This window comes from Sorangium sp. So ce204, assembly GCF_051526795.1.
Classification (GTDB): Bacteria; Myxococcota_A; Polyangia; order Polyangiales; family Polyangiaceae; genus Sorangium; species Sorangium cellulosum_B.
Window position 1 is genome coordinate 3,178,491 of the sequence record NZ_CP150317.1, and the last position, 21,999, is coordinate 3,200,489.

19 protein-coding genes are annotated in these 21,999 nt (G+C 71.1%); 13 read left to right on the forward strand and 6 right to left on the reverse strand.

All coding sequences use genetic code 11. The annotated features are described in order from the left end of the window. Positions 1 to 43: 43 nt before the first annotated feature. Complete coding sequence (locus WMF22_RS12145; protein WP_437299266.1) at positions 44 to 310, reverse strand: hypothetical protein; 267 nt, start codon at positions 308 to 310, stop codon at positions 44 to 46. A 318-nt stretch (positions 311 to 628) separates the two neighbouring features. Here WMF22_RS12145 and WMF22_RS12150 point away from each other — a divergent pair, with 318 nt between their 5' ends. The 4 genes from WMF22_RS12150 to WMF22_RS12165 all read left to right on the forward strand — a co-directional run bounded on the left by WMF22_RS12150 (position 629) and on the right by WMF22_RS12165 (position 8,058). Further along, complete coding sequence (locus tag WMF22_RS12150; protein ID WP_438035857.1) at positions 629 to 3,016, forward strand: glycoside hydrolase family 9 protein; 2,388 nt, start codon at positions 629 to 631, stop codon at positions 3,014 to 3,016. Between the two features lie 225 nt (positions 3,017 to 3,241). Continuing rightward, positions 3,242 to 5,266, forward strand: a complete 2,025-nt coding sequence (locus WMF22_RS12155; protein WP_438035858.1) for a bifunctional serine/threonine-protein kinase/formylglycine-generating enzyme family protein — start codon at positions 3,242 to 3,244, stop codon at positions 5,264 to 5,266. After that, on the forward strand, positions 5,161 to 7,491 hold the full coding sequence (locus tag WMF22_RS12160; protein WP_437299269.1) for a sensor histidine kinase: 2,331 nt from the start codon (positions 5,161 to 5,163) through the stop codon (positions 7,489 to 7,491). The genes WMF22_RS12155 and WMF22_RS12160 overlap by 106 nt, the downstream gene beginning before the upstream one ends. A 144-nt stretch (positions 7,492 to 7,635) precedes the next feature. Beyond that, on the forward strand, positions 7,636 to 8,058 hold the full coding sequence (locus WMF22_RS12165) for a hypothetical protein (protein ID WP_437299270.1): 423 nt from the start codon (positions 7,636 to 7,638) through the stop codon (positions 8,056 to 8,058). 41 nt (positions 8,059 to 8,099) lie between these two features. On the opposite strand, the gene WMF22_RS12170 is transcribed toward WMF22_RS12165, so the two are convergent. Beyond that, a complete protein-coding gene (locus tag WMF22_RS12170; protein ID WP_438035859.1) occupies positions 8,100 to 9,005 on the reverse strand; it encodes a LysR family transcriptional regulator in 906 nt (301 codons plus the stop codon). A 91-nt stretch (positions 9,006 to 9,096) separates the two neighbouring features. On the opposite strand from WMF22_RS12170, the gene WMF22_RS12175 reads away from it, so the two are divergent. The 4 genes from WMF22_RS12175 to WMF22_RS12190 all read left to right on the forward strand — a co-directional run bounded on the left by WMF22_RS12175 (position 9,097) and on the right by WMF22_RS12190 (position 13,588). Next, positions 9,097 to 10,089: a quinone oxidoreductase family protein gene (locus WMF22_RS12175; protein ID WP_438035860.1), complete on the forward strand. Its 993-nt coding sequence runs from the start codon at positions 9,097 to 9,099 to the stop codon at positions 10,087 to 10,089. A 125-nt stretch (positions 10,090 to 10,214) separates the two neighbouring features. Beyond that, positions 10,215 to 10,544, forward strand: a complete 330-nt coding sequence (locus WMF22_RS12180) for an ArsR/SmtB family transcription factor (protein ID WP_438035861.1) — start codon at positions 10,215 to 10,217, stop codon at positions 10,542 to 10,544. Then, positions 10,541 to 11,032, forward strand: a complete 492-nt coding sequence (locus WMF22_RS12185) for an SRPBCC family protein (RefSeq protein WP_438035862.1) — start codon at positions 10,541 to 10,543, stop codon at positions 11,030 to 11,032. Before WMF22_RS12180 ends, WMF22_RS12185 begins: the two co-directional genes overlap by 4 nt. Before the next feature lie 918 nt (positions 11,033 to 11,950). Further along, the gene (locus WMF22_RS12190; protein ID WP_438035863.1) at positions 11,951 to 13,588 is read left to right on the forward strand and encodes a basic secretory protein-like protein; all 1,638 of its coding nucleotides are present in this window, start codon (positions 11,951 to 11,953) and stop codon (positions 13,586 to 13,588) included. 84 nt (positions 13,589 to 13,672) lie between these two features. On the opposite strand, the gene WMF22_RS12195 is transcribed toward WMF22_RS12190, so the two are convergent. Next, positions 13,673 to 14,278: an ATP-dependent Clp protease proteolytic subunit gene (locus WMF22_RS12195; RefSeq protein ID WP_438035864.1), complete on the reverse strand. Its 606-nt coding sequence runs from the start codon at positions 14,276 to 14,278 to the stop codon at positions 13,673 to 13,675. A gap of 123 nt (positions 14,279 to 14,401) precedes the next feature. On the opposite strand from WMF22_RS12195, the gene WMF22_RS12200 reads away from it, so the two are divergent. From WMF22_RS12200 to WMF22_RS12210, 3 genes are all read left to right on the forward strand, one after another. Beyond that, positions 14,402 to 15,316: a helix-turn-helix domain-containing protein gene (locus WMF22_RS12200; protein WP_438035865.1), complete on the forward strand. Its 915-nt coding sequence runs from the start codon at positions 14,402 to 14,404 to the stop codon at positions 15,314 to 15,316. Positions 15,317 to 15,754: 438 nt separating this feature from the next. Further along, on the forward strand, positions 15,755 to 17,308 hold the full coding sequence (locus WMF22_RS12205; protein WP_438035866.1) for a M12 family metallopeptidase: 1,554 nt from the start codon (positions 15,755 to 15,757) through the stop codon (positions 17,306 to 17,308). A gap of 208 nt (positions 17,309 to 17,516) precedes the next feature. Further along, positions 17,517 to 17,918, forward strand: a complete 402-nt coding sequence (locus WMF22_RS12210; protein WP_438035867.1) for a YciI family protein — start codon at positions 17,517 to 17,519, stop codon at positions 17,916 to 17,918. 42 nt (positions 17,919 to 17,960) lie between these two features. Here WMF22_RS12210 and WMF22_RS12215 read toward each other — a convergent pair whose 3' ends face one another. Continuing rightward, positions 17,961 to 18,500 (reverse strand): peroxiredoxin-like family protein, encoded by a 540-nt coding sequence (locus tag WMF22_RS12215; protein ID WP_437299277.1) that lies wholly within the window; start codon positions 18,498 to 18,500, stop codon positions 17,961 to 17,963. A 57-nt stretch (positions 18,501 to 18,557) separates the two neighbouring features. Between WMF22_RS12215 and WMF22_RS12220 the strand changes: the two genes are divergently transcribed. Beyond that, positions 18,558 to 19,526: a LysR family transcriptional regulator gene (locus WMF22_RS12220; RefSeq protein ID WP_438035868.1), complete on the forward strand. Its 969-nt coding sequence runs from the start codon at positions 18,558 to 18,560 to the stop codon at positions 19,524 to 19,526. 129 nt (positions 19,527 to 19,655) lie between these two features. On the opposite strand, the gene WMF22_RS12225 is transcribed toward WMF22_RS12220, so the two are convergent. Further along, positions 19,656 to 20,531, reverse strand: coding sequence for an NAD(P)-dependent oxidoreductase (locus WMF22_RS12225; RefSeq protein WP_437299279.1), 876 nt, complete (start codon positions 20,529 to 20,531; stop codon positions 19,656 to 19,658). Beyond that, the gene (locus WMF22_RS12230) at positions 20,516 to 20,713 is read right to left on the reverse strand and encodes a hypothetical protein (protein ID WP_437299280.1); all 198 of its coding nucleotides are present in this window, start codon (positions 20,711 to 20,713) and stop codon (positions 20,516 to 20,518) included. The genes WMF22_RS12225 and WMF22_RS12230 overlap by 16 nt, the downstream gene beginning before the upstream one ends. Positions 20,714 to 20,816: 103 nt before the next feature. On the opposite strand from WMF22_RS12230, the gene WMF22_RS12235 reads away from it, so the two are divergent. Next, a complete protein-coding gene (locus WMF22_RS12235; RefSeq protein WP_437299281.1) occupies positions 20,817 to 21,728 on the forward strand; it encodes a LysR family transcriptional regulator in 912 nt (303 codons plus the stop codon). Positions 21,729 to 21,999: the final 271 nt, after the last annotated feature.

Here is a 21,999-nt window from a genome sequence, read left to right on the forward strand (position 1 = left end):
GCTCCGGGGCGGGCGCGCTCGCCGGCGTGCGCTCCGAGAGGGCTCAGGCCGTCTCGAGGAACTTGCGCACCTGGGACTCGATCGTGCTGCCGGGCACGATGAAGGGCTTGTCCGTGATGTCCACGGAGAAGCTCTGAGCCGAGACGGCATACGTCCCCTTCACGGTCCCCGCCGGCGTCGGCACCGAGAAGTCGCCCTTGCCCTCGTTGCCCGTGAACTTGCCGCCGGCCTTCTCGATCGCCGCCTTGGCCTTCGCGACGATGTCTTGAGAGGGACCGTTGAAGGGGACTGAGAAGCTGTGCTTTGCCATGTCGTCTCCTGGGGTGCTCGATCGCCATCCTGGTACGGCGCGAGGTGCGGCGGAGGTTAGTGCGGCCTCGCCACGGGTACCAGCGCGAACTTGCTGGGCCTTCCGCGCGCCGCAGATCACGCGGGATCGCCGCGCTCCGCAGGGCCGCGCGGGATGGCGGGTGACGGCGGGTCGCGCGTCGCTGGCTGCTGGCGAAGGTCGACGGGACGGCCGCCGCGACGCCTCGAACCCGCGCATCCGTAAGGATTGCGCTTGACAAGACGGACGGAATCGCCGCCTTCTATGCGCCGATTGCTCCCAGCCGTGAACCGAGGACTTATGAAGGACCTTTTTCTCAAGCAGTCGATCCTCCCCCGAGCGGGGCGGGTGTCCGCGCTCGCGCTCGCGCTCGGCCTGAGCGCTGGATGCGTGGTAACGCAGGGCCCCGGCGCGGGGGCCGCCCCTCCTGCCGGCGCGAGCCCGGGCGCTGACGCGAGCGCCGCGGGGGGCGAAGGGCCCGCGCAGACCAACCTGCTCAAGGCGTCCGACTTCGACGACAACAAGAGCCTGCCCTGGACCACCTCGTTCACCGCGCCTGGCGCGGGCAGCGCCGAGGTGAAGAAGGGGGCCTATTGCGTCACGGTGACGAACAAGGGGTCGAACAACTGGGACGCCCAGTTCCGCCACCGGGAGATGGTGATCCAGAAGGGGCACAGCTACACCCTTCAGTACAAGGCCTGGGCGTCCTCGCCCACGAAGGCGCGCCCGAAGGTCGGCATGTCGGGGCCGCCTTACGAGGAGTACTGGTCGGACACCGTGATCCTCGGGACCGAGCCCAAGACCTTCTCCGGCAAGTTCACGATGGGGAAGGCCGATGACGCCACGGCGGAGCTCGCGTTCCACATCGGCGGCGGCATGGCGTCGGCCAAGGAGCCGTTCGAGGTCTGCATCGACGACATCCGCCTGGACGACCCGCAGTTCAAGGCCGCCGCGCCCGTGACCGAGGCGGCGGCGCCCAAGGTCGCCGTGAACCAGGTCGGGTATCTGCCCGGCGCCATCAAGATCGCCACCGTGAACAGCGCGGCGACCGCGCCGGTCGCGTGGGAGCTGCTCGACGCCTCCGGCAAGGCGGTCGCCCACGGCCAGACCAAGGTCTTCGGAAAGGACGGCGCCTCCGGCGATCACGTCCACCTCGTCGACTTCACGGCCGTCAAGGCGCCTGGCCAGGGCTACGTGCTCAAGGTGGGCGAGGAGAAGAGCTTCCCGTTCGACATTGGAACGGGCCTTTACCAGAAGCTCAAGTACGACGCGCTCGCGTATTTCTACCACAACCGGAGCGGCATCGAGATCAAGATGCCGTTCGCCGGCAAGCCCGAGCTGGCGCGCCCGGCGGGGCACCTCCACGACAAGAGCACGCCCTGCCTGAAGGACAGCGGCTGCGAGTATGCGCTCGACGCGTCCCGCGGCTGGTACGACGCCGGCGACCACGGCAAGTACGTCGTCAACGGCGGCATCTCGGTCTGGACGCTGCTCAACTGGTACGAGCGCACGAAGCACATCGGCGCCTCGAGCGCCGACTTCGCGGACGGCAAGCTCAACATCCCCGAGGGCAAGAACGGCGTGCCCGACATCCTCGACGAGGCGCGCTGGGAGCTCGAGTTCCTGATGGGCATGCAGGTGCCGGAAGGCAAGCCGCTCGCCGGCATGGTCCACCACAAGATGCACGACGCGTCGTGGACGGGCCTCGGCCTCGCGCCGCACGAGGACAAGCAGGCGCGCTTCCTCCACAAGCCGAGCACCGCGGCGACGCTCAACGTCGCGGCCACGGGGGCGCAGTGCGCGCGCATCTGGAAGACGGTGGACGCGGCGTTCTCGGCCAAGTGCCTGAAGGCCGCCGAGCGCGCCTGGGCGGCGGCGAAGCAGAACCCGGCCCTCTACGCGCCGCCCGGCGGCGACAAGGGCGGTGGGCCCTACGACGACACGGACGCCAAGGACGAGTTCTACTGGGCCGCGGCGGAGCTCTTCGTCACGACGGGGAAGCCGGAGTACAAGAAGTTCCTGCAGGCCTCGCCGCTCAACGCGCGTTTCCCGACGGAGGTCGAAGGGGGCGCGGCGTCGATGAACTGGCGGGTCACCGACGCGCTCGGCCAGATGTCGATGGCGATCGTGCCCGGCCACGTGGACGCGGCGTGGCAGAAGGAGATCCGCGGCCGCATCGCGAAGGCGGCCGACCAGTACCTCGCCATCGCCGACAAGGAGGGGTACCGGACGCTCATCGCCCGGACGCGTGAAGGCAAGTACGACTGGGGCTCGAACTCGGGCGTGCTGAACAACATGCTCGTGGTGGCGCTCGCCCACGACTTCACCAAGCAGCCGAAGTACCTCGACGGCGTGGTGCTGGGCATGGACTACCTCCTCGGGCGCAACCCGCTCGGGCAGTCGTACGTGACCGGCTACGGCGACAAGCCGCTCGAGAACCCGCACCACCGGTTCTGGTCGCACCAGGCGAACAGCAAGTTCCCGAAGGCGCCGCCCGGCGCCGTCTCCGGCGGCCCGAACTCCTCGCTCCAGGATCCTCACGCCCAGAGCGCCGGCCTCAAGGGGTGCGTCCCGCAGCGGTGCTTCGTTGACAACATCGAGGCCTGGAGCGTGAACGAGATCACGATCAACTGGAACGCACCGTTCGCGTGGGTGACCGGCTTCCTCGACGAGAAGGCGAAGCCGTAGCCGCGCTGGCCGGAGGCGGGGTCTTTTGAACCGCCAAGCGCGCCAAGGACGCCAAGGACGCCAGGTAAAACACAAAAATAGTGGCGTCTCTTGGCGTCTTCTGGCGCCTTGGCGGTTCCATCCTTCCGGCAGGGTGGGGGAGTTGGTTCCCCCCGCCTGACGGCAGGCTCCCGCCGGCCACGATGCGGCCGCCGGCGCGCCGGTGGTACCATCCGCCTGGTCCTCGTGGAGCTCCGAGCCGACGCCGTCATCGCGGACAAGCTGCACCTGCTGAGGCCTCTCGGGCAGGGCGGGATGGGCGTCGTGTGGGCGGCGCGGCACCTCGCCCTCGACACCGACGTCGCGGTGAAGTTCATCCGCCCCGAGCGGGCGGCGGAGCGTCCTGCCCTCGTCGCGCGCTTCCAGCGCGAGGCGAGGGCCACGGCGCGGATCGCGCACCCGCACGTGGTGCAGGTCATGGACTACGGCGTCGTCGACGGCGCCGTGCCGTACCTCGTGATGGAGCTCCTGCGCGGCTTCTCGCTGGCCGAGCTCCTCGAGCGCGGCGGTCGCCTCAGCTTCGCCACCGCGAGGTCGCTCGCGCGGCAGGTGGGGAGCGCGCTCGAGAGCGCCCACGAGCTCGGCATCGTGCACCGCGACATCAAGCCCCACAACGTCTTCATCACGGAGGGGGGCCAGGGATACCCGCTCTTCGTCAAGGTGCTCGACTTCGGCGTCGCGAAGGTCGCGGGCGACACGGCCGTGCCGGCGGCGAACCCCGCGCTCACCGAGACAGGGATGGTGATCGGATCGGCGCCGTACATGAGCCCCGAGCAGCTCGAGGGGAGCAAGGACGTCGATCTCCGCTCCGATCTCTGGTCGCTCGGCGTCATCCTCTACGAGGCGTTGACCGGCGCGCAGCCGTTCCAGGGCAGCTCGTTCGTCGCCGTCGGCGCGGCGGTCCTGAAGGGGAGGTTCCGCCCCGCCAGCGAGCAGAGGCCGGGCCTGCCGGCGTCGATCGACGACTGGTTCTCCAAGGCGCTCTCCGTCGATCCGACCTGCCGATTCCAGTCGGCGCGCGAGATGGTCGACGCGTTCCTGAGCCTGGAGGTCCGGACGGCGGATGTCGACGCCCCCGCGGGCCGCCATCACCCGGCCGCGTTCGCCACGACCGTGGCCGCGCCGGCCGCTCTTCTGGGCGCTCCCCGCGGCGCCGGCGAGCTCGCGAGAGCGCCTGTCACCTCGGGCACGCTCGAGAGCTCAGGCGCGCTCGCGGGCGGCCCTGTGACGGCAGCCCCTGTCCCGGACACCGCGGCTGGCCACACCGTGCTCCACCAGCGCGCCGCGGAGCGGCCGGCGGCGCGGGGCCGCGGAGGCGGCGAGCGCGCGCGAGAGAGGCGCCTCCGCCGCGCCGCGCCGCTCGCCGCCGCCGCGTGCGCCGCGGGCGCGGGGGGGTACCTCTTCCTGCGCGAGCCGTCGGCCGGATCGGGCGGCTGCCCTGCCGGCATGGTGCTCGTCGAAGGCACCGAGTTCCAGATGGGCTCCGACGCGGACGCGGAGACGCCCAGCGACGAGACGCCGCGACATGGCGTGACCGTGAGTCGGTTTTGCCTCGACGTCACCGAGGTGACGGTGAAGGCCTACTCGGACTGCAAGGCCTGCGATCGCCCGCGGCAAACCGTCGAGTCGGAGGGGCTCACGCCCAGCGGCCGCTCCTTCTGGAGCCAGTTCTGCAACGGCCCCGAGGCGCTGGACCACCCCATCAACTGCGTCGATTGGTACCAGGCGAAGGCGTACTGCGCCGCCTCCGGCAAGCGGTTGCCCACCGAGGCGGAGTGGGAGCTCGCGGCGCGCGGCAAGGACGCTCGGACCTACCCCTGGGGCCACGCGCCTCCCTCGGGCGAGCGCCTCAACGCCTGCGGGCCCGAGTGCAGCCGGATGCTGACGGAGCGGCTGGAGAAGGTGGGGAAGGGGCCGTGGCCTCGCATGTACAACGACGACGACGCGGCCCCGGCGACCGCCCCCGTCGGGCGATCGCCGGCCGGGACATCGCCCGCCGGCGCCCTGGACCTGGCCGGCAACGTCTGGGAGTGGACCGAGAGCCATTATTGCCCTTACGACAGGGACGATTGCGACGACTCCCGCCGTGTGCTCCGCGGCGGCGGGTGGGATACGGTCGAGAGCCAGTATGTGCGCTCCGCGCACCGCCGCCCGAGCGCTTCCACGGCGCGCGGCTGGAGCATCGGCTTCCGCTGCGCCAAGGCGCCGTAGGTCCGCGGGTCGGAGCCCCTGCCGAGCGCGACCTGGCGGAGCCGCCGCTCGACCTCACGTCATCGATCCCGATGCGCCCGGCGCTCGCCGCCGGCGTGATCTGGACGGTCGCCCGCGGGCGCACCAAAAGCTCCCGCATGATCGTGGAGTCGTTGCTCCCCTGGCCAGTGATGAGGCTGACCAGCACGGATGGAGCCCAGGCGAGCGCGTCCTTGAGCGAGCTCCTGGAGATGGAGTCACCGACCCCGGAACGCCTGTCGGAGCGCTTCGAGATATCACGGCTCGGGAGCCAGGCGGTCCTCGCCGAGAGAGAGTTGCCGTGGCGGCGCGCGCTTCGCGGCGAGTCCTTCAGCGACGAGGAGGTCTGGTACGATCGACCGACCGGCCGCAGCCTGCTGTTGCTCGTGCGCTGCCGCGCGTCGGCCGGCGAGGCGCTGCTTGTCTTCGAGAACGTCGCCGATCAGCCCTTCGCGATCCGGCTCGCCGATCTCGTGGCCAGCGTCGGCACCGCGCTGCCCAGCGCGGACGAGCCCTCGGCCCTGGCCCATGGGCTGCTCGACGAGGTGGCCGCCGCCGTTCGCGCCGATGCCGTGTTTCTCGTCGCCACCGAGGGAGGCGAACGCCTCAGGCTGGTCGCCTCGGTCGGCGTTCCCGAGGTATTCGCGCGAGATTGCAACCTGAACCTGGCTGCCAGCGTCATGGCGCTGGCCGTCGAGACCGGCGACATCCAGGAGGTCGCGCGCATCGAGGATCTGCCAGAGGGCCCCTTCCGCGGCACCCTGCGCCTGCTCGAGCTCGGGCTCCACGCGGTGTTTGCGTTCCCCCTGAGCGCGGGGGGCGAGCGTGTCGGGGTGCTGGGGCTCGCGCGGCGCAAGCCGGGGAAGCTCAACCGGATCGAGCGCCGCTTGCTCCGGGGCGTGGCGGGCGCCTGTGCGCTCGGGCTGCGGCAAGCGCGGCTGCGCGACGCCGAGCGCCGCGAGGCCCGCCGGCTGCGATTGCTCCGCGACGTGGCCATGGACATCGAGGCCGCCATGCCCCTGCACGCGCTGCTGCGCCGCCTGGTGGAGCAGGCCTGCGAGCTGACCCGCGCCCGTTACGGCGCCCTGGGGGTGCTCGACGCCGAGGGCACCGGGCTCTCCGACTTCATCTATGTCGGCATCACCGAGAAGGTCGCCGGCGACATCGGCCGCTTACCCGAGGGCCGCGGGCTCCTGGGCGCGCTCATCCACGACCCGCGGCCCAGCCGGGTGTCGAATATCCACGCCGATCCGCGGTCGTGCGGCTTCCCTGCGCATCACCCCGCAATGACGTCCTTCCTCGGCGTCCCGCTGCTCATCGGGCAGAAGGTGTTCGGAAACTTCTATCTGTGCGACAAGGACGGTGGCGCCGAGTTCGCGGAGGAGGACGAGCGTATGGTCCGGCTCTTCGCCGCGCAGTCGGCGCTGGCCATCGCCTACGCCCAGCAAGTCGAGCGCACGCAGGAGGCCCATCGCGAGGCGGACAGCCTGCGCAGCGAGTTCGCGGCCGTGATCGCTCACGATCTCCGCAACCCCGTCGCGGCCATGACGCTGCTCCTGGACGGGCTGCTCGCGAAACGCGAGGACGGTTCGGTCGTCGTGTCGATCCAGCAACTCCAATGCTTGCGCCGGATAGGCCGCCGGATCTCGCACATGAGCCAGGACCTGCTCGACGTCTCTCGCATCGAGCTCGGGCGGGTCTCGCTCGAGCGCCAGTCCGTGTCGCTGGAGGAGGCGACGCGCGCGCTGCTCACCGAGATCGAGCCGACCCTCGGGCAGCACCCGGTGACCCTCGACGTGGAGGGGCGTGTGCCCGAGGTCTTCGTCGATCCGGCCCGGCTGTCGCAGATCCTCACGAACCTGCTCGACAACGCCGCCAAGTACTCCGGCGCCGGCTCGCCCATCCGCGTGACCCTCCGTCCGGAGTCGGGAGGCGCGGCGCTGACGGTCGAGGATCGCGGCCCGGGCATCGCGGCGTCGGATCTCGGCAGGCTGTTCGATCGCTTCTTCCAGGCCCCGCGGGCGCGCGAGAAGAACACGGGGCTCGGCCTGGGCCTCTACATCGTCAAGGGGCTGATGGAGGCGCACGGCGGCAGCATCGCCGCGGAGAGCCCGCCGGGCCAGGGCTCGACCTTCCGGCTGTGGTTTCCGGCGGCTCACCCCGCGCAGGCAGCGAACCCTGCGGGCGGCCGCGGCCTCGGCACGTAGAACAGGCGTTTCGCGGTTACCTGTGCCGTGGCACGCGCCGTCGAGCGCCTTCCGTTTCCGCGGGTGGAGCCTCATGACACGCGAGTCGCCGCGCGATGCGCCCGCGTCGCCGGCGAACACGAGCACGCGCGCGATGGAGGCAGCATGAAAACGAACCGGACTCGTCTGGGGATCTCCGCGCTCTTTGCCATGGCTTCATTCGGGCTCGCGATCGCGGGCTTCGCCGACACGATGGAACGCACGGAGGACGAGAGAGAGGTGGACTGGAGGGCCTGTCAGCAGCTGCATGCCCGCGCCTCCGGCCAGGTGGAGCGTGTCCGGGCCGCTTACCGGGCATGCGCTTCCGACAACGATTGCTCCATCGTCGATACGAGCACCGACTGCGGCGGCACCTGTGGTGAGGTGGTCAACCGGGCGGGCGTCCAGCAGATGAGGCGCCTCATCGTCCACCTCGACGCGACCGTGTGTCGCGAGCATCGGAGGATGGGCTGCCCCTACGGCACGCCTGCGTGCCTCGCGTCCAGGCCCGTCTGCGCCGGCGGTGCGTGCACGTTCGCCCCTCTGTAGGCGATCTCGCGCGATCTCGCGCGACGTCGCGCGATCCGGCGTCACCGCGCCGACGCCTGCTGCTCGGCCGCGGCCTCCGCGAGCTGCTCGCGCAGCCAAGCGTGCGCCGGATCGTCCGTGAGCCTGGGGTGCCAGACGGCCGAGAGCGTGAAGCCCGGGAGAGCGAGCGGCGGCGGCGCGACGACGAGCTTCAGCGCGGGGGCGATGTCCCGCGCGACCTCGCCAGCCAGGACGCCGATGAGATCGGTGCCCGAAAGCAGGTGCGGCGCCATCAGGAAGTGCGGCAGCGTGACGTGGACGTCGCGCTCGAGCTGCTGGGCGGCGAGCGCGCGATCGACCACCCCGACGCGCCCGCCGTACGGTGAGACGAGCAGGTGCGGCCGCGCGAGGAACGAGCGCAGCGTGCGCGGCGCGGGAGGCTGGCAGACGATGGCGAAGTCGTCGCGCAGGAGCGGCCGGGACGCGAGCCCGGTCAGCCCGGGCCCCTCCACTGCCAGGCCGACGTGGACCTCGCCCGCGTCGAGCGCCCGGACGGCGTCGCGCGTCTCGAACTGCAGCACCGCGAGCCTGGCCCTCGGCGCGCGCGCCCGGAGCCGCCGGACGAGCCGCGGCAGCAGCACGTACGCGGCGTAGTCGTTCATGCCCACCCGCAGCTCGTCGCAGAGCGCCGCGGGGTCGAACGCCGGGCGGCGGGCGAGCGCCGCCCGCAGGCGGTCCAGGGCCGGGCGCACGTCGCGCCGGAGCTGCTCTCCGCGGGGCGTCAGGAAGAGCGCGCGGCCGCGCCGGACGAGCAGGCGATCGCCGAGCAGCGCGCGGAGCCGGCCGAGGGCGTTGCTCGTCGCGGGCTGGCTCAGGCCCACGCGCTTGCCGGCGGCGGTCACGCTGCGCTCCTCGAGCAGCGCCTCCAGGACGACGAGAAGATTGAGGTCGAGCGCAGAGAGATTCACGGCGTGAATGCATAGCATCCGGTGCATCCATTGGACTGGCGGACCGCGCGCCCGCACGTTGGGGCCTGTTCAACGCGGAGGGACAGCACGGATGAGAGCTGCATTGCTAAGGCCGGGCCCGGGCGCGGGCGGCGCTGTGATCGGCGAGCGGGAGCTCGGCCCCGTTCCACGCGGGCACGCGCGCGTGCGCGTCGCGTTCGCCGGGGTAAACCACATCGATCTGCTCCTCGCCGACGGGAAGCTCCCCCTCACGCCGATGCCCGTGGGGCTCGGCCTCGAGCTCGCGGGCACGGTCGAGGCGCTCGGCGAGGGCGCGCGGGGGCCGGCGGCGGGCGCGCGCGTCGTCGCGATGGGCACGCCGCACACCGGCGCGTTCGCCGAGCTCGCCGACGTCGAGGCGCGCCGCGCCGCGATCGTGCCCGACGGTGTGCCGCTCGACCGCGCCGCCGCGTCGATCGTCAACTACGCGACGGCGTGGGTGCTCCTGCGGGAGCGCGCCCGGATCGCCCCCGGCGAGGCGGTGCTCGTGCACGGCGGGGCCGGCGGCGTCGGGACCGCCGCTCTGCAGCTCGCGCGGCACCTCGGCGTGCGCGCGGTGGCGCTCGTCGGCGACGCCTCCAAGGTGGATCATGCGACGCGCAACGGCGCCGCCGCCGCGATCGTCCACGGCCGCGAGGACGTCGCGGCGCGGGTGCGCGCGCTGACCGATGGGCGCGGCGTCGATGCGGCGCTCAACGCGACCGGCGGCGCGACGCTCGCGCGCGATCTCGGCTTGCTCGCGCCCTTCGGCCGCCTCGTGTCCTTCGGCTTCCTCGAAGGGCCGCCGGGCGTCGAGCTCGGCGCCGCGCTCGCGGACGGCTTCGGACGCAGCGTATCGCTCGCCATGAGCGACCTGTTCACGGTGGTCGATGAGGCGCCGGAGCGGTTCTCGCGCACGATGGACGAGGTGCTCTCGCTCGTCGAGAGCGGGGCGCTCGAGCCGGTCGTCCACGCGACATGGCCGCTCGAGCGTGTCGCCGACGCGCTCGATGCGCTGCGGGCGCGCGTCGTTCAGGGGAAGATCCTGCTGCGCTGCGCTGCCTGAGGACGCGGCGACGGAGGCGCCGCGCCGGGGGCCGAGGCGCAGAGGTGCCAGCGCAGGCCGCGCCTGGGGTGTGTCACGATAGATTAGTACTTGCTAATTGATGAGTATTGACTAATGTATTGGGCATGGCCGAAGCCGCCGCGATCGACGCCGTCATGCGCGCGCTTGCCGATCCCACTCGGCGGGCCGTGTTCGAGCGGATCGTCAGCTCCGACGAGATCACCGTGGTGGAGCTGACGCGGGGCAGCGGCGTGACCCAGGGCGCCATTTCTCAGCACCTGAAGTCGCTGAAGCAGGCCGGCCTGGTCGCCGAGCGCCCCGAGGGGCGCAAGGTCTACTACCGCGCCCAGCCGGAGGGGCTGGCGCCGCTGGTCGACTGGATGAGCCACTACGGCGTCTTTTGGCGCGAGCGGTTCGCCGACCTCAGAACCCTCCTGAAGGAGATCGATCCATGAACAGTGCCGCCATCGTGGCCGACAGCCGAGAGATCGTCGTTGACGAGGTGTTTCCCCACACGCCCGAGATGGTGTGGAAGACGCTGACCACGCCCGCATTGATGGGCCGCTGGCTGATGAAGCCGATCGGCTTCGAGCCGACCAAGGGCGCCCGCTTCACCTACCAGACCACGCCGGCCGGCGAGTGGGATGGCGTCATCCAGTGCGAAGTGCTGGAGGTCACGCCGAACGAGCGCCTTGTCTACACCTGGAAGGGCGGACACGCCGCCAACGCCGGCTATGGCTCGCGTCTGGAGACGGTCGTTACCTGGACGCTCACCACGGTCAGCGGCGGCACCCGGCTGCGCCTCGTGCACTCCGGCTTCCAGACCCCGAAGAACGACCATGCGCTCCGCAAGATGAGCGAGGGATGGCCGAAGGTCCTCCAGAAGATCGACGCCATCACCGGCGAGAACGGCGCCGCGCCGGCGGAGGCCTCGAATGGATAGGATCACCGTCACGGGGTTCCGCTGGGCCCCGCCGTTCGCCGCATGAGCCTGGCCTCGGCGAGGGCCGCGTCCGAGCGGCCCTGAGGCTCCCGCGCAGGGCTCGACCGCGCCCCCAAGGGACGCAACGAGACGGGCGCCTGGTTTCGTCGCCACGACGAGGACGACAAGGGCTGAGCCGGTGGCCGGTCCACGTGAATCCACACGGGCACGCCCTCGAGGACGAGCGTCGCCAAGGCGCCGGCGGCCATAGCGGGGGATATGCAGCGATCCACGAGTACCACGGGCTGGTGAGCCGGACGCTCCCGCCAGGGCTCTCCGCCATGGCGGGAGGGGTCTCGCCCCTGAGAGCTGCTCCTCCACGACGCCTCGTCGAGAGCGCCGGAGTCCAGCCCTCCCCCGATCCCGGATTCCGTACATCTCGTCGAGCGCGGTATTCCCTTCCAGGAAGCGGCGTCATGAGGGCGCCGAGTATCGCCGAACGGCGGGGGACTTCTACTCTCTTTATCTGACGCTCGCGTTAAGAAGTGTGAAGCGGGGTTGTCAAGAGCTGTATGAAACGTGGTGATCGGCGCGCATTCACGCCGAGATCGTGTGGCTCAACGGGCCTCGCGCCGGTGCCGCCTTGCGCCCCCGACGAGAGGTGCCATATTGCCGCCCTGCCAGGTTGGACAGCGCGCTTCGCGCAGCGCGGCGATCATCTCGTTAGCTCGAGAGGCGTCTCCGGAAGAACACGGGACGGCTGAAGCTCGTCGCGCCCGGTGGGCATGCATCCACGGGATCTGCGAGCCTCGTCGAGGCCGCGCGGCCCGCGGGGCGTGTCTGGCTGACCTGAGGCAGAACGGCGCTCCTGGCCTGGCGTGCGACGACGTCGCTTGTCCTGGCCCCGAGCGATCCGAACAGGAAAGGAAGGCAGACGCGATGACGAAGATTCTTCAACACACCGCGGCCCTGGTAGCCATGGCGGCGCTCTCGGCGTGCGCCCTCGGCGAGGAGCTCGGCGACGGCGACGTCGAGGCCGCCGAGCAGGCGCTCGTGGATGCGCGGCTCGAGGGCGGCACCTTCTATGCAAGCACCTACGACTCTCCCGCGGGCGAGCGGCTCGACAACGCCTTCGACGAGGATGTCGGGACGAAATGGCTCATCTTCGCGGGCCAGGGCTTCCTCCAGTACGACTCGCCGAACAATGAGGCGTACGTGCTCGGCTCGTACAGCATCTCCTCGGCGAACGATTTCCCGGAGCGCGATCCGCGCGCCTGGCGGCTCCTCGGCTCGAACGACGGCATGACGTGGACGGTGCTCGACACGCGCTCGAACGAGAGCTTCTCGGCGCGTTTCCAGACGAGATCGTACACGGTCGCCGGCGCGCAGGCGTACAGGAAGTTCCGCCTCGAGATCCAGCAGAACCTCGGGGGCTGGGCCCAGATCCAGCTCTCCGAGTTCGCGCTCTTCGGGTCGCCGGGCACGCCGGTCCTGCCGACGCCGCCCGTGATCACCGCGAGCGGGGAGAACGGGCCGCAGGAGACCGCGGCGAGGGCCTTCGACGGCCGCCCCATCAGCAAGTGGCTCACGTTCAGCAGCACCGGCTGGATCCGCTACGAGCTGCCCACCGCGTTCACGATCGACGGGTACGCCATCTCCTCTGCGAACGACTCCCCCGCGCGCGACCCGAGGTCCTGGACGCTCCAGGGCTCCAACGACGGCGTGACCTGGACAACGCTCGACACCCGCGCGGGCCAGAGCTTCACGAACAGGTTCCAGCGCAACCATTACTTCATCAACAACGCCACGGCGTACCAGAAGTACCGGTTCAACTTCACCAGCGACACCTCCGTCCTGCAACTCAGCGAGATCGAGCTCCTCCGGACCGACGATCCGTACCGCGCCGTCCTCCCGCAGACGGTCCAGTACCAGAACCAGTCGACGACGACGGGCGGACAGCGCTTCAACGACGCGATCGGCAGCACCCTCGTGCGGGACGTGCGCGAGATCTCGCGCGAGGTGGTCGAGGGGCTCTATACACAGCCCGGCGCCTTCTGGAAGCGAAGGAACACCCTGAACGTCAGGGTGGTCGACCAGCCGGGGTACGCCTGGGCCGAGTACAGCGGCGATGTGGCCACGGTGTCGTTCAGCGCGCTCTGGATCAACGATGTGTACAACAGCGGCGACGACGTGCGGCGCGTCATCATCGGCACGCTCTACCACGAGCTCGCGCACGTTTATCAGCTCGACGACGTGGGGACCGGCAACGGATACATCATCGAGGGCCTCGCAGACTCGCTGCGCCTGCGCGCCGGGCATCACGACCTCACCGTCCGGACCGCCGGGAACTTCGTGCAGAACGACGGTGAGATGGCGACGTTCCTCCTCTGGATCGAGCAGTTCAAGAAGCCCGGGTTCATCCCGGCCTTCAACAGGAGCCTCGCGCCCTACGACGCGCTGCCGTACGACGAGAGCGTCTTCGTCACGGAGACCGGGCAGACGCGCGCGGCGCTCTGGAACGAGTTCCGCGACCATTACTGGTGGGGCGTGGACTTCCCCGGCCCCGGCAGCCTCTGAGGGATACCGCCTCTGACCGCGCCGCGCGCCCTCACGGCGCGAGGCGCGGCATACCCATCATCCGCGACCAGCACGTCGGCGCGCTCAGACCTCCAGCGCGCTCTCGACGATACGATGCACGAGGCCGTACTCCTGGGCCTCGCGCGCCGTCATCCACAGGTTGCGCTCGGTCTCCTGCGCGATCTTCGCGGGCGCCTGCCCCGTCGCCTCCGCGAAGATGCGGTTGAGCCGCTCGCGCGCGGCCAGGATCTGGGCCGCCTCGATCTCGATGTCCGACGCGGGGCCGCGCACGCCGCCGAGCGGCTGGTGCAGGAGGAAGCGCGTGTTCGGGAGCGCGAACCGGTTCTCCCGCCGCGCGGCGACGAAGATCAGCGCGCCCGCGCTGGCGACCCAGCCGGTGCCGATCACCTTGACCTCGGGCCGGATGAAGCGAATCACGTCGTGGATCGTGTCCCCCGACTCCACGTGCCCGCCCGGCGAGTGGATCAGGATCCGGATCGGCTTTTCGCCATCATCGCTCGCGAGGGCGAGGAGCTGCGCGGTGGTGGCCTGCGCCAGCTCGCTCGTGATCTCCCCGAAGATCAGGACGGTCCGGCTCCTCAGCAGGCTGCTCTGGACCTTCTCGGACAGCGCGCGGGGGTGCGGCTCGTCGTTCGGCGTGGAATCCGGCGTGGAATCGAGGCGTGTCATGGCCCCGAGCTTCCGGCGGCCCTCGCCCGCGCGCCATGACCGCGAGGCGCGGAGTCATGCTCGCGCGTCTCGATCCGCGAGCGAGCGCTGGACGAGCGGCCTCGGCGGGGGCAACCATGGGGCATGGCGGACGAGATGGAGCGGCTGCTTCCCCGCGGCGTGGTGGTCTCCCGGCATCACGGCCACCCTGGCGCGCCCTGGCGCGCGAGCGCGGGCGATCCGCCGAGCCTTCACGTCGTCGTGCAGGGCGCCTTTCGCCTCTCGCAGGACGGCGCGTGCGCCCTGGAGCTCGACGCCGGCGACGTCGTGCTCCTCGGGTTCGGCCCGCGCGGCGCGGGGCCCCGCGAGCAGAGCCTCCGCTGCGTCGCGCCGCCGCCCGGGCGCGCTCTCGCCGAGGCGGAGCTGATCTCGGCGACCTACGCCGCCGCGCCCGGCGGGGCGCTCGCCGCGCTCGCGCCCGTGGTCCACCTGCCGGCCGGCGACGTGCGGCGCGCGCCGGGGCTCACTGCGGTCGTGGGCCTGCTGCGCGCCGCGCTCGCGGAGGCTTCCCCGGGGCAGGCCCACCTGGCGCGCTCGCTGCTCGAGCCGCTGCTCGCCTACGCGCTGCACTGCCACGAGCATGCGCGCGAAGGGCGCGCGTCGCGCGCGCTCGACCGCCGAGGCGCGCGCGCCTTCGACCGTCGCGTCGCGCGCGCGCTCCGGCTCATGCAGGAGAAGCCGGCCGAGCGCTGGAGCGTCGAGGCGCTCGCGAAGGCGGCGGGCCTCTCCCGCGCCGCGCTGGCGCGGCGGTTCCTCGCCGAGCTGGGGGTCCCGCCGCTCCGCTACCTCGCCGAGCTCCGCATGCAGCGGGCGGCCGAGCTGCTCGCCGAGGGCGACGGCTCGCTGGCCGCCGTGGCGGCCGAGGTCGGGTACGACTCGGAGTTCGCGTTCAGCCGCGCGTTCAAGCGGCACACGGGCGAGGCGCCGGGCGCGTTCCGCCGGCGCAGCCGCTCCGAGGGGGCCGCGTTCCGCCTGCCGCCGGTCCGCGCGGCGGCGTGAGCGTTTCGCCTGGGCGGAGCGGGAGCCCGCCGGCGGTGTAGGGAAGCCTGCCTCACGCCGCTGAACCGTCGCGCCAGGGATCGCTGACCCGGCGGTACGAATCCACGCGGCGGCGGAGCGCGGAGCGCGCTGGCTGCGACCCGCGAGCCGGGGGCCTGCGGCAGCCTCGCATCGGGGGACCGTGAGGGAACCTGCGAGCGCAACCCCACCGGGAATACCTCCCTTCCGACGAGGCGCCTCGGGCCGCGCGGCGGCGCGGCCACCGGGGAGCGAGCGATGAACGAATCGACACGTGATGTCAGCGGCGGCGGGCGGCGCGCATAAGCCTCTCTCGACGACGGCGAGGCGCTCGTGGCGCGCAGCGCATCCGAGCGCTCGCTGGTCCGTGCGATTCAATTCGACATTTCATGCCGCCAGCAGAACGAAGGAACATATTCAATGAAACGCAGATTCTCATCGCTCGTCCTGCGCCATTCAGCTGTCTCCATCGCCGTGGTCTCCGCCGCCATGGCCGGCTGCGGACCGAGCGAGCCGGGCGACGAAGCGGCCGCGAACGAGGAGCTGATCGCGTCGACCCACGACGCGCTCCAGCTGGTCGGCACCCCCTGGCCCGGCGGCTGGGTGCCGGTGTGTTATCGCATCGACGATCTGGTATCCAGCGGCGAGCGGCAGCGGCGCTTCGAGTACTTCGCTCGGGCCCGCGACGCTGTCGACAACTCGTGGCAGCGCGCGGCAGACATCAAGCTCGAAGACTGGGGCCCCTGCGGCTCGAACACGAACGGCTATCTCGTCGTCCACCTCACCGCGGGAGGCGGCAGCTACAGCGGGGCGGGCTATCCGGGGCCCAGCGGCGCGCAGCACATGACGCTCGACACGACCGACGGCCGCGTCGAGGTCGTCGCGATGCACGAGTTCGGGCACGCGCTCGGGTTCTCACACGAGTTCGACCGCGACGACTGGACGGGGCAATGCATGAAGTGCACGTCCAATGCCCAGTGCGCGAGCGGCGACGGCAAGGTCTGCCTGCCGAGCGGCTACTGCGGCGTCGCCTACACGGGGGCCAGCGAGGTGACGCCGGTGGCCGACACCGACTCGATCATGGCGGCCACCTACTGCAGCAACCTGGCCGACACGAATCGTACGCTGTCTCCCTGGGACGTCATCGGCGCACAGAACGTCTATGGGCGCAAGCACGGCGGCTCGATCGTGGGGCTCGGAGGTCGCTGTCTGAACATCGACGGTGGCACGACCGAGTGGGGCAAGGACATCGTCGCGTGGCAGTGCATGGATGCCCCCAACGACACCTGGTCGAAGCTGCCGCACTCGTCCGGCGGGCACCACCTCCGGGCGACCATCGGCGGAGAGATGCTCGCCATGAACGTCGGCGGCGGCGCGGTCTCGCCGACGTCCGGAACGCCGCTCATCTCGTGGGGCCTGATCGATGGCGCGCCCAACGAGCTGTTCTCGTTCGAAGGCATGCGCCTGCGGGCCATGGGCAACATGTGCGTCGTCGCCACCGGCACGACGGCCGGCTCGACGCTCGAGGTGCGCCGCTGCGGCGAGGTGCCGTCGGCGCGCGAGCGCTGGACGGCGACGGCGGCGAGCAGGCTGCAGTTGACGGGCACCGATCTGTGCGTCGACGTGCCGCCCGGCACCCCGCCCCTCGGCACGCGGCCGACGCTGAAGCCGTGCATCAACACCGCGTCGTACCAGACGTTGAGCTTCCTCGCCGGCGAGATCAAGGCGACGTTCGCCGTCGACCGCTGCCTCAACGTATCCGGCGGCATGCCGGTGCCGGGCTCTCCCATCGTCTTGTGGGACGGCTGCGGCCGAGGCCTCTACAACGAGTACTTCTACCTGAACGGTCCTATCAAGTCGCTCGGGCAGTGCGTCGATATCTTCGGCGGCGCTTCGTATCCCGGCGCGCAGGTCGGCGTGTACGCGTGCCGGCCGGACGCAGCCAACCAGGAGTGGGACTTCCACTGGCGCTGACAGGCGACGCTCCTCCCGGCGCTCGAGCCTTCGGCGCGGAGGGCTGTTATGATGTGGGTGCAGACCTTCCTCTTCCCCACATCGTCTGCCAGCCGCCAAGAAATTCTTCGAGTATCGTGCTCCGCGATGTCGAGAACGCCGCCTGGGCTCCGACTCCTCTGTGAACGCGCGCCCGATGCGGGGCGCGCACGCTGAAAGGGCGCTGACGATGAAATACCTCCTGATGATGCACGTGCCGACCCGAGAGCCCTACCAGTTGATGAGCTGGCCGCAGAAGGACCTGCAGGCGCACCTCGCGTTCCTGAACAGCTTCAACCAGAAGCTCCGCGAGTCGGGCGAGCTCGTGGGGATCGAAGCACTGACCGCGCCCGACCAGGCCAGGCTCGTGCGCGCCGGCGAGGACGGCAAGCCCATCACCGACGGCGTGTTCCCCGAGGCCAAGGAGTTCCTCGCCGGCTTCTGGGTGGTGGACGTCGGGAGCCCCGAGCGCGCCTGCGAGCTCGCCGCAGAGGCGTCCGCCGCGCCCGGGCTCGGCGGCGAGCCGCTCAACATGGCCATCGAGGTGCGGCAGGTGATGAGCGGGAGCGAGCTCCCCAGAGATCTCCTGTGAGCTCACCCTCGCTCGGCGCGCTGCTCGGGCGGCTCCGCCACGTCAGCGCGCGAGGGCGATCACCTGCTCGAGCTCCCAGTGATCCGCGGCGTGAGCTCCGTAGTGCACGTCGAGGAGCGCGCCGTCGGGGCCGACGAGGAAGTCGGCGGGCAGCCCGTCCTTGCCCCCTTCCCCGTGGAACGGGTTGGACCGCGCGCTCACCATGCCGCGGATCGCCGACCACGCGACCTTCGGGTGCGCCGCCGCCAGCGCGGAGCGCTCGACGCCAAATTGCCGGTACCAGCGGCGCTCCGGATCGGGGACGACGGGGAACGGCAGATCGGCGTGGTAGGGCCGCATCGTCTCCGCGGAGGAGTGAAAGAAGGCGACGGTCTGCACCGCCGCCGCCGCGAGCTGCTCGCGCCCCCGGGCGAACGTGCGGAGGTGGAGGTTACACACCGGGCAGCCGGCGAAGCGGCGAAACTGGAGGTGGAGGAGGCCCCCCGACGGGATCCGGAGCGGCCCGTGGCACAGCGTCTCGAGGGTCAACGGGGCGAGGAGGTCTCCGGGGCGCAGGCGATGAGAGCGAACGTTTTCGGCCATGGACTCGACTCTAGCGGGCCGGCGTCATGGTGCTCATCGATGATTTTCATTTCGATCATGGTAATGTTCGATTGGATGTTCGACGGGCTCGACCCCAGCCATCTGCACGCGCTGCACGTTCTCCTGGAGGAGCGCCACGTGACCCGGGCCGCCCAGCGCATGGGCCTCACGCAGTCGTCGATGAGCCACCGGCTCCGGCGGCTGCGCGAGGCGCTCTCCGACCCGCTGCTGGTGCGCGGCGACGAAGGGCTGGTGCCCACGCCGCGCGCCGAGGCGATCGCCGGGCCGCTCGCGGCGGCGCTGCGGGCGCTGCAGGCCGCCGTCGCGCCGCCGTCGTGCTTCGACCCGGCCACGAGCCGCCACACGCTGGCGCTGGCGATGCCGGACCTGCTCATCCCGCTCGTGCCGGGGCTGCTCGCCGACCTCGCCGGCGATGCTCCCGGCGTCGATCTACGGATCTCCAGCGTCACGCCCGATCTCGGGCGGGCGCTCGCGGCGGGTGATCCATCGCTCGCGCTCGCCCCGGCGGGGTTCGTCGACGACAGCGCCATCGCCCGCCCGCTCGGCGATCTGCGCTTCGGCGTGGCGGGCCGGCGCGGACACCCGGCGCTCGACCGCCCGCTCACGGTCGCGCGCTGGCTGGCGCACGCCCACGTGGTCGTGCGGATCGGCAACGAGCGCCCGAACGTCATCAGCGACGAGCTCGCGGGGCGTGGGCTGGTCCGCCGGGTGAGCGTCGAGGTGCCGTCGTTCCTCGCCGGCCTGATGATCGTCGCCAGCTCGGATCTCCTGATGAACGCGCCGATGCCCCTCGTGGACGCGGTGGCCGGGATCCTGGGGCTGGTCGTCCGCGAGGCGCCGATCGCCCTGCCGCCGGTCCCCTTCGCGCTGCTGTGGCACGAGCGGTTCCAGGCCGATCCCGCGCACCGCTGGGCACGCGAGCGGGTCGCCGCGGCGATGCGCTGTCGCCTCGGGCTCGACGACGCGGCGGGGCGCGCCGCTCCCCGGTCGCGCCGCGCTCGGTGATCAAGCGCGACGCGGCGGCCCTCTCGACCACGCGCCGATGGTGCTGGCGCTCGTGCTGTCGCGGGGGCTCCACACGCAGGTGATGAGCCGCGATGGACCTTGTCGGACACGGAGCGCTCGGCGCGAGGTTCACTCCTCGTCGTAGAGCTTGGCGACGGCCGTCAGGTTCTCGTCGCGGAGTCCGCCCGCGAGGCCGCGTTCGAACACCTCGCTCGCGCCCCGGCTTACCGGCAGGTCGCCGCCGACCCGCTCCGCTGCCTCGAGCGCGTATCGCAGGTCCTTGGCGGCGAGCGACACCGGGAACATCGGCTCGAATCGACGAGCCAGCATCCCCGCCGCGGCGCCGCTGGCGGCGGGGCTCAGGACCGGGAGCCCCTCGAGCGCGTGCATCAGCGCCGCCGTATCGAGCCGCGCTCGCGCCGCGAACCCGAGGACCTCGGCGAGCGCCGCGACCTGGACGCCGAACAAGGTGTTCACGATGAGCTTCGCGTACGCTCCCGCGGGCGAGGCGCCGACGTGCTTCACCGCGCCGCCCATGCGGCCGAGGATCGGACGGAGCGGCTCCAGCGCCGCGGCGTCTCCGCCGGCGAGGAAGATCAGGTGACCCCTCTCGGCATGCGGGCGAGAGCCGACGACGGGCGCGTCGATGAGCGCGAGCCCAGCGTCCTTCGCGCGCCCGGCGAGCGTCGACACCCAGCCTGGACTCAGCGTGCTGCACTCGACGATGACCGCTCCGCTGCGCATCCCGCGCAGCGCGCCGACGTCGTCGTCGAGCCACACGGAGCGCGACGCTTCGTCGTCCGTGACCATCGCGAAGACGGCATCGGCGTCTCTGGCGGCATCGGCCGGCGTTCGCGCGGCGAACGCGCCCAGCGACGGCGCCCATGACGGTACTCCCGAACGGCTCCAGACCTTCAGCTCGATGTCGTCGTTCACGAGGCGAGAGGCCATCCGCCCGCCCATCGCACCGAGGCCGAGGAACGCCACCCTCATGCGCTTGCACATGAAGTCCTCCGCCGCTCGCCCCTTTCGCTGGAGCCGCAGGTCGTGGTTTTCACCGCGTCGCCGACGGCGACGCCGCCGGTCTCGAGCGTCGCGTCCCGCGCGAGGCCGGTGATCGTCATGTGCCGGACGCTGAGGTCGACGTAGGTGTGCGCGGGGTCGAGCTCGTCAACAGTGGTCGTCACGGATTGCCTCCTGGTGGGTCGCCGTCATCGACATGGCAGGAATGACTCATTCCAGGAGGGGACGAAATGTCGCATTCATGCTATGACTTATTCCGAAAGGGGCATGATGGATCGACTTGAAGCGCTGCGGTTGTTCTCGCGCCTCGCCGAGCGAGGCAGCTTTTCGGCCGCCGCCCGGGACCTCAAGATCAAGCAGTCGACAGCGAGCAAGTGGGTCGCCGAGCTCGAGGCGCAGTTCGGCGCGAGCCTCGTCGAGCGCACGACGCGATCGGTTCGCGTCACGGAGGCCGGTCAGCGTCTGATGGCCCGCGCCCGGGAGCTGCTCGCGGCGTTCGACGAGCTGAGCGGCGAGCTCAACGAGAGCGACCGGGAGCCGCGCGGCCGTGTCCGCGTGAGCATCCCCGTCGTCTTTGGTCGGCTCTTCATCGTCCCTTCGGTCGGCGACTTCCTGAGGCGCCACCCCGCGGTGAGCGCAGAGCTCGTGATGACCGACAGGTACGTGAGCCTCGTCGACGAGGGCTTCGACCTGGCGATTCGCGTCGGCGTCCCCGCTGACACGAGCGCCCGCGGGCGGAAGCTCGCCGACAGCGGTCGCGTGCTCGTCGCCGCGCCGTCGTACCTCCGAGCGCGCGGCCGCCCGAGCGCCCCGAGCGACCTGCGGACCCACGAGTGCCTCGTTCACGGCGAGGCGAACGCGTCGACCGTTTGGCGCTTCGGGAGGGAGCCTGGCAAAGGCGTCCCGGTCGCTGTCCGTGGTCGCTTCGCCGCCAACAACAGCGAGGCAGTGGCGCTCATGGCGCGACAGGGCCTCGGGGTGGCGCTGCTCGCCGACTGGCTCGTGCGCGACGATATCAAGCGCGGCCGACTCGTCCCGCTGCTCGAGGGCTTCGTGACGCCGCCGGCTCCCGTCTTTGCGCTGAGCCCCCCTGGACGGTTTTCATCGACGACGGTCCGCGCGCTGACCGAGCACCTCGCCGCAGGGCTCGCCGCGAAACTGCAACGAAAGACGGGTTGAACCAGATGGCGCCCAGGGCCTCCATTTCTTGTCGCTGCTCAGGCTGTCAGCGTTTTTTTAGGCTCCCGACCAGCACGAACGCTTCTACCGCTGCCTCGCTGGCGGGTGACAGCGGCGGGAATGCAGGAGGTGCGCTCCTTCGTGTGGTCGTCACGGGCCGCTTTCACGCCACAGCCCGCGGAGGGCTCGACGAGGACGGCATGCCCCAGGCCGGATGAGCTCTTGCTGGCGGGTGCGCTCGCCGATGGTCAGGAGGACGCGGCAGCCGACG

Excerpts from the sequence above, each read along its gene's own strand:
- WMF22_RS12210 (WP_438035867.1), top strand. The coding sequence starts at position 17,517 with ATGAAATACCTCCTGATGATGCACGTGCCGACCCGAGAGCCCTACCAG.
- WMF22_RS12235 (WP_437299281.1), top strand. The coding sequence starts at position 20,817 with ATGATGGATCGACTTGAAGCGCTGCGGTTGTTCTCGCGCCTCGCCGAG.
- WMF22_RS12185 (WP_438035862.1), top strand. The coding sequence starts at position 10,541 with ATGAACAGTGCCGCCATCGTGGCCGACAGCCGAGAGATCGTCGTTGAC.
- WMF22_RS12165 (WP_437299270.1), top strand. The coding sequence starts at position 7,636 with ATGAAAACGAACCGGACTCGTCTGGGGATCTCCGCGCTCTTTGCCATG.
- WMF22_RS12200 (WP_438035865.1), top strand. The coding sequence starts at position 14,402 with ATGGCGGACGAGATGGAGCGGCTGCTTCCCCGCGGCGTGGTGGTCTCC.
- WMF22_RS12145 (WP_437299266.1), bottom strand. The coding sequence starts at position 310 with ATGGCAAAGCACAGCTTCTCAGTCCCCTTCAACGGTCCCTCTCAAGAC.
- WMF22_RS12150 (WP_438035857.1), top strand. The coding sequence starts at position 629 with ATGAAGGACCTTTTTCTCAAGCAGTCGATCCTCCCCCGAGCGGGGCGG.
- WMF22_RS12205 (WP_438035866.1), top strand. The coding sequence starts at position 15,755 with ATGAAACGCAGATTCTCATCGCTCGTCCTGCGCCATTCAGCTGTCTCC.
- WMF22_RS12220 (WP_438035868.1), top strand. The coding sequence starts at position 18,558 with ATGGTAATGTTCGATTGGATGTTCGACGGGCTCGACCCCAGCCATCTG.
- WMF22_RS12190 (WP_438035863.1), top strand. The coding sequence starts at position 11,951 with ATGACGAAGATTCTTCAACACACCGCGGCCCTGGTAGCCATGGCGGCG.
- WMF22_RS12195 (WP_438035864.1), bottom strand. The coding sequence starts at position 14,278 with ATGACACGCCTCGATTCCACGCCGGATTCCACGCCGAACGACGAGCCG.
- WMF22_RS12175 (WP_438035860.1), top strand. The coding sequence starts at position 9,097 with ATGAGAGCTGCATTGCTAAGGCCGGGCCCGGGCGCGGGCGGCGCTGTG.
- WMF22_RS12180 (WP_438035861.1), top strand. The coding sequence starts at position 10,215 with ATGGCCGAAGCCGCCGCGATCGACGCCGTCATGCGCGCGCTTGCCGAT.
- WMF22_RS12225 (WP_437299279.1), bottom strand. The coding sequence starts at position 20,531 with ATGTGCAAGCGCATGAGGGTGGCGTTCCTCGGCCTCGGTGCGATGGGC.
- WMF22_RS12215 (WP_437299277.1), bottom strand. The coding sequence starts at position 18,500 with ATGGCCGAAAACGTTCGCTCTCATCGCCTGCGCCCCGGAGACCTCCTC.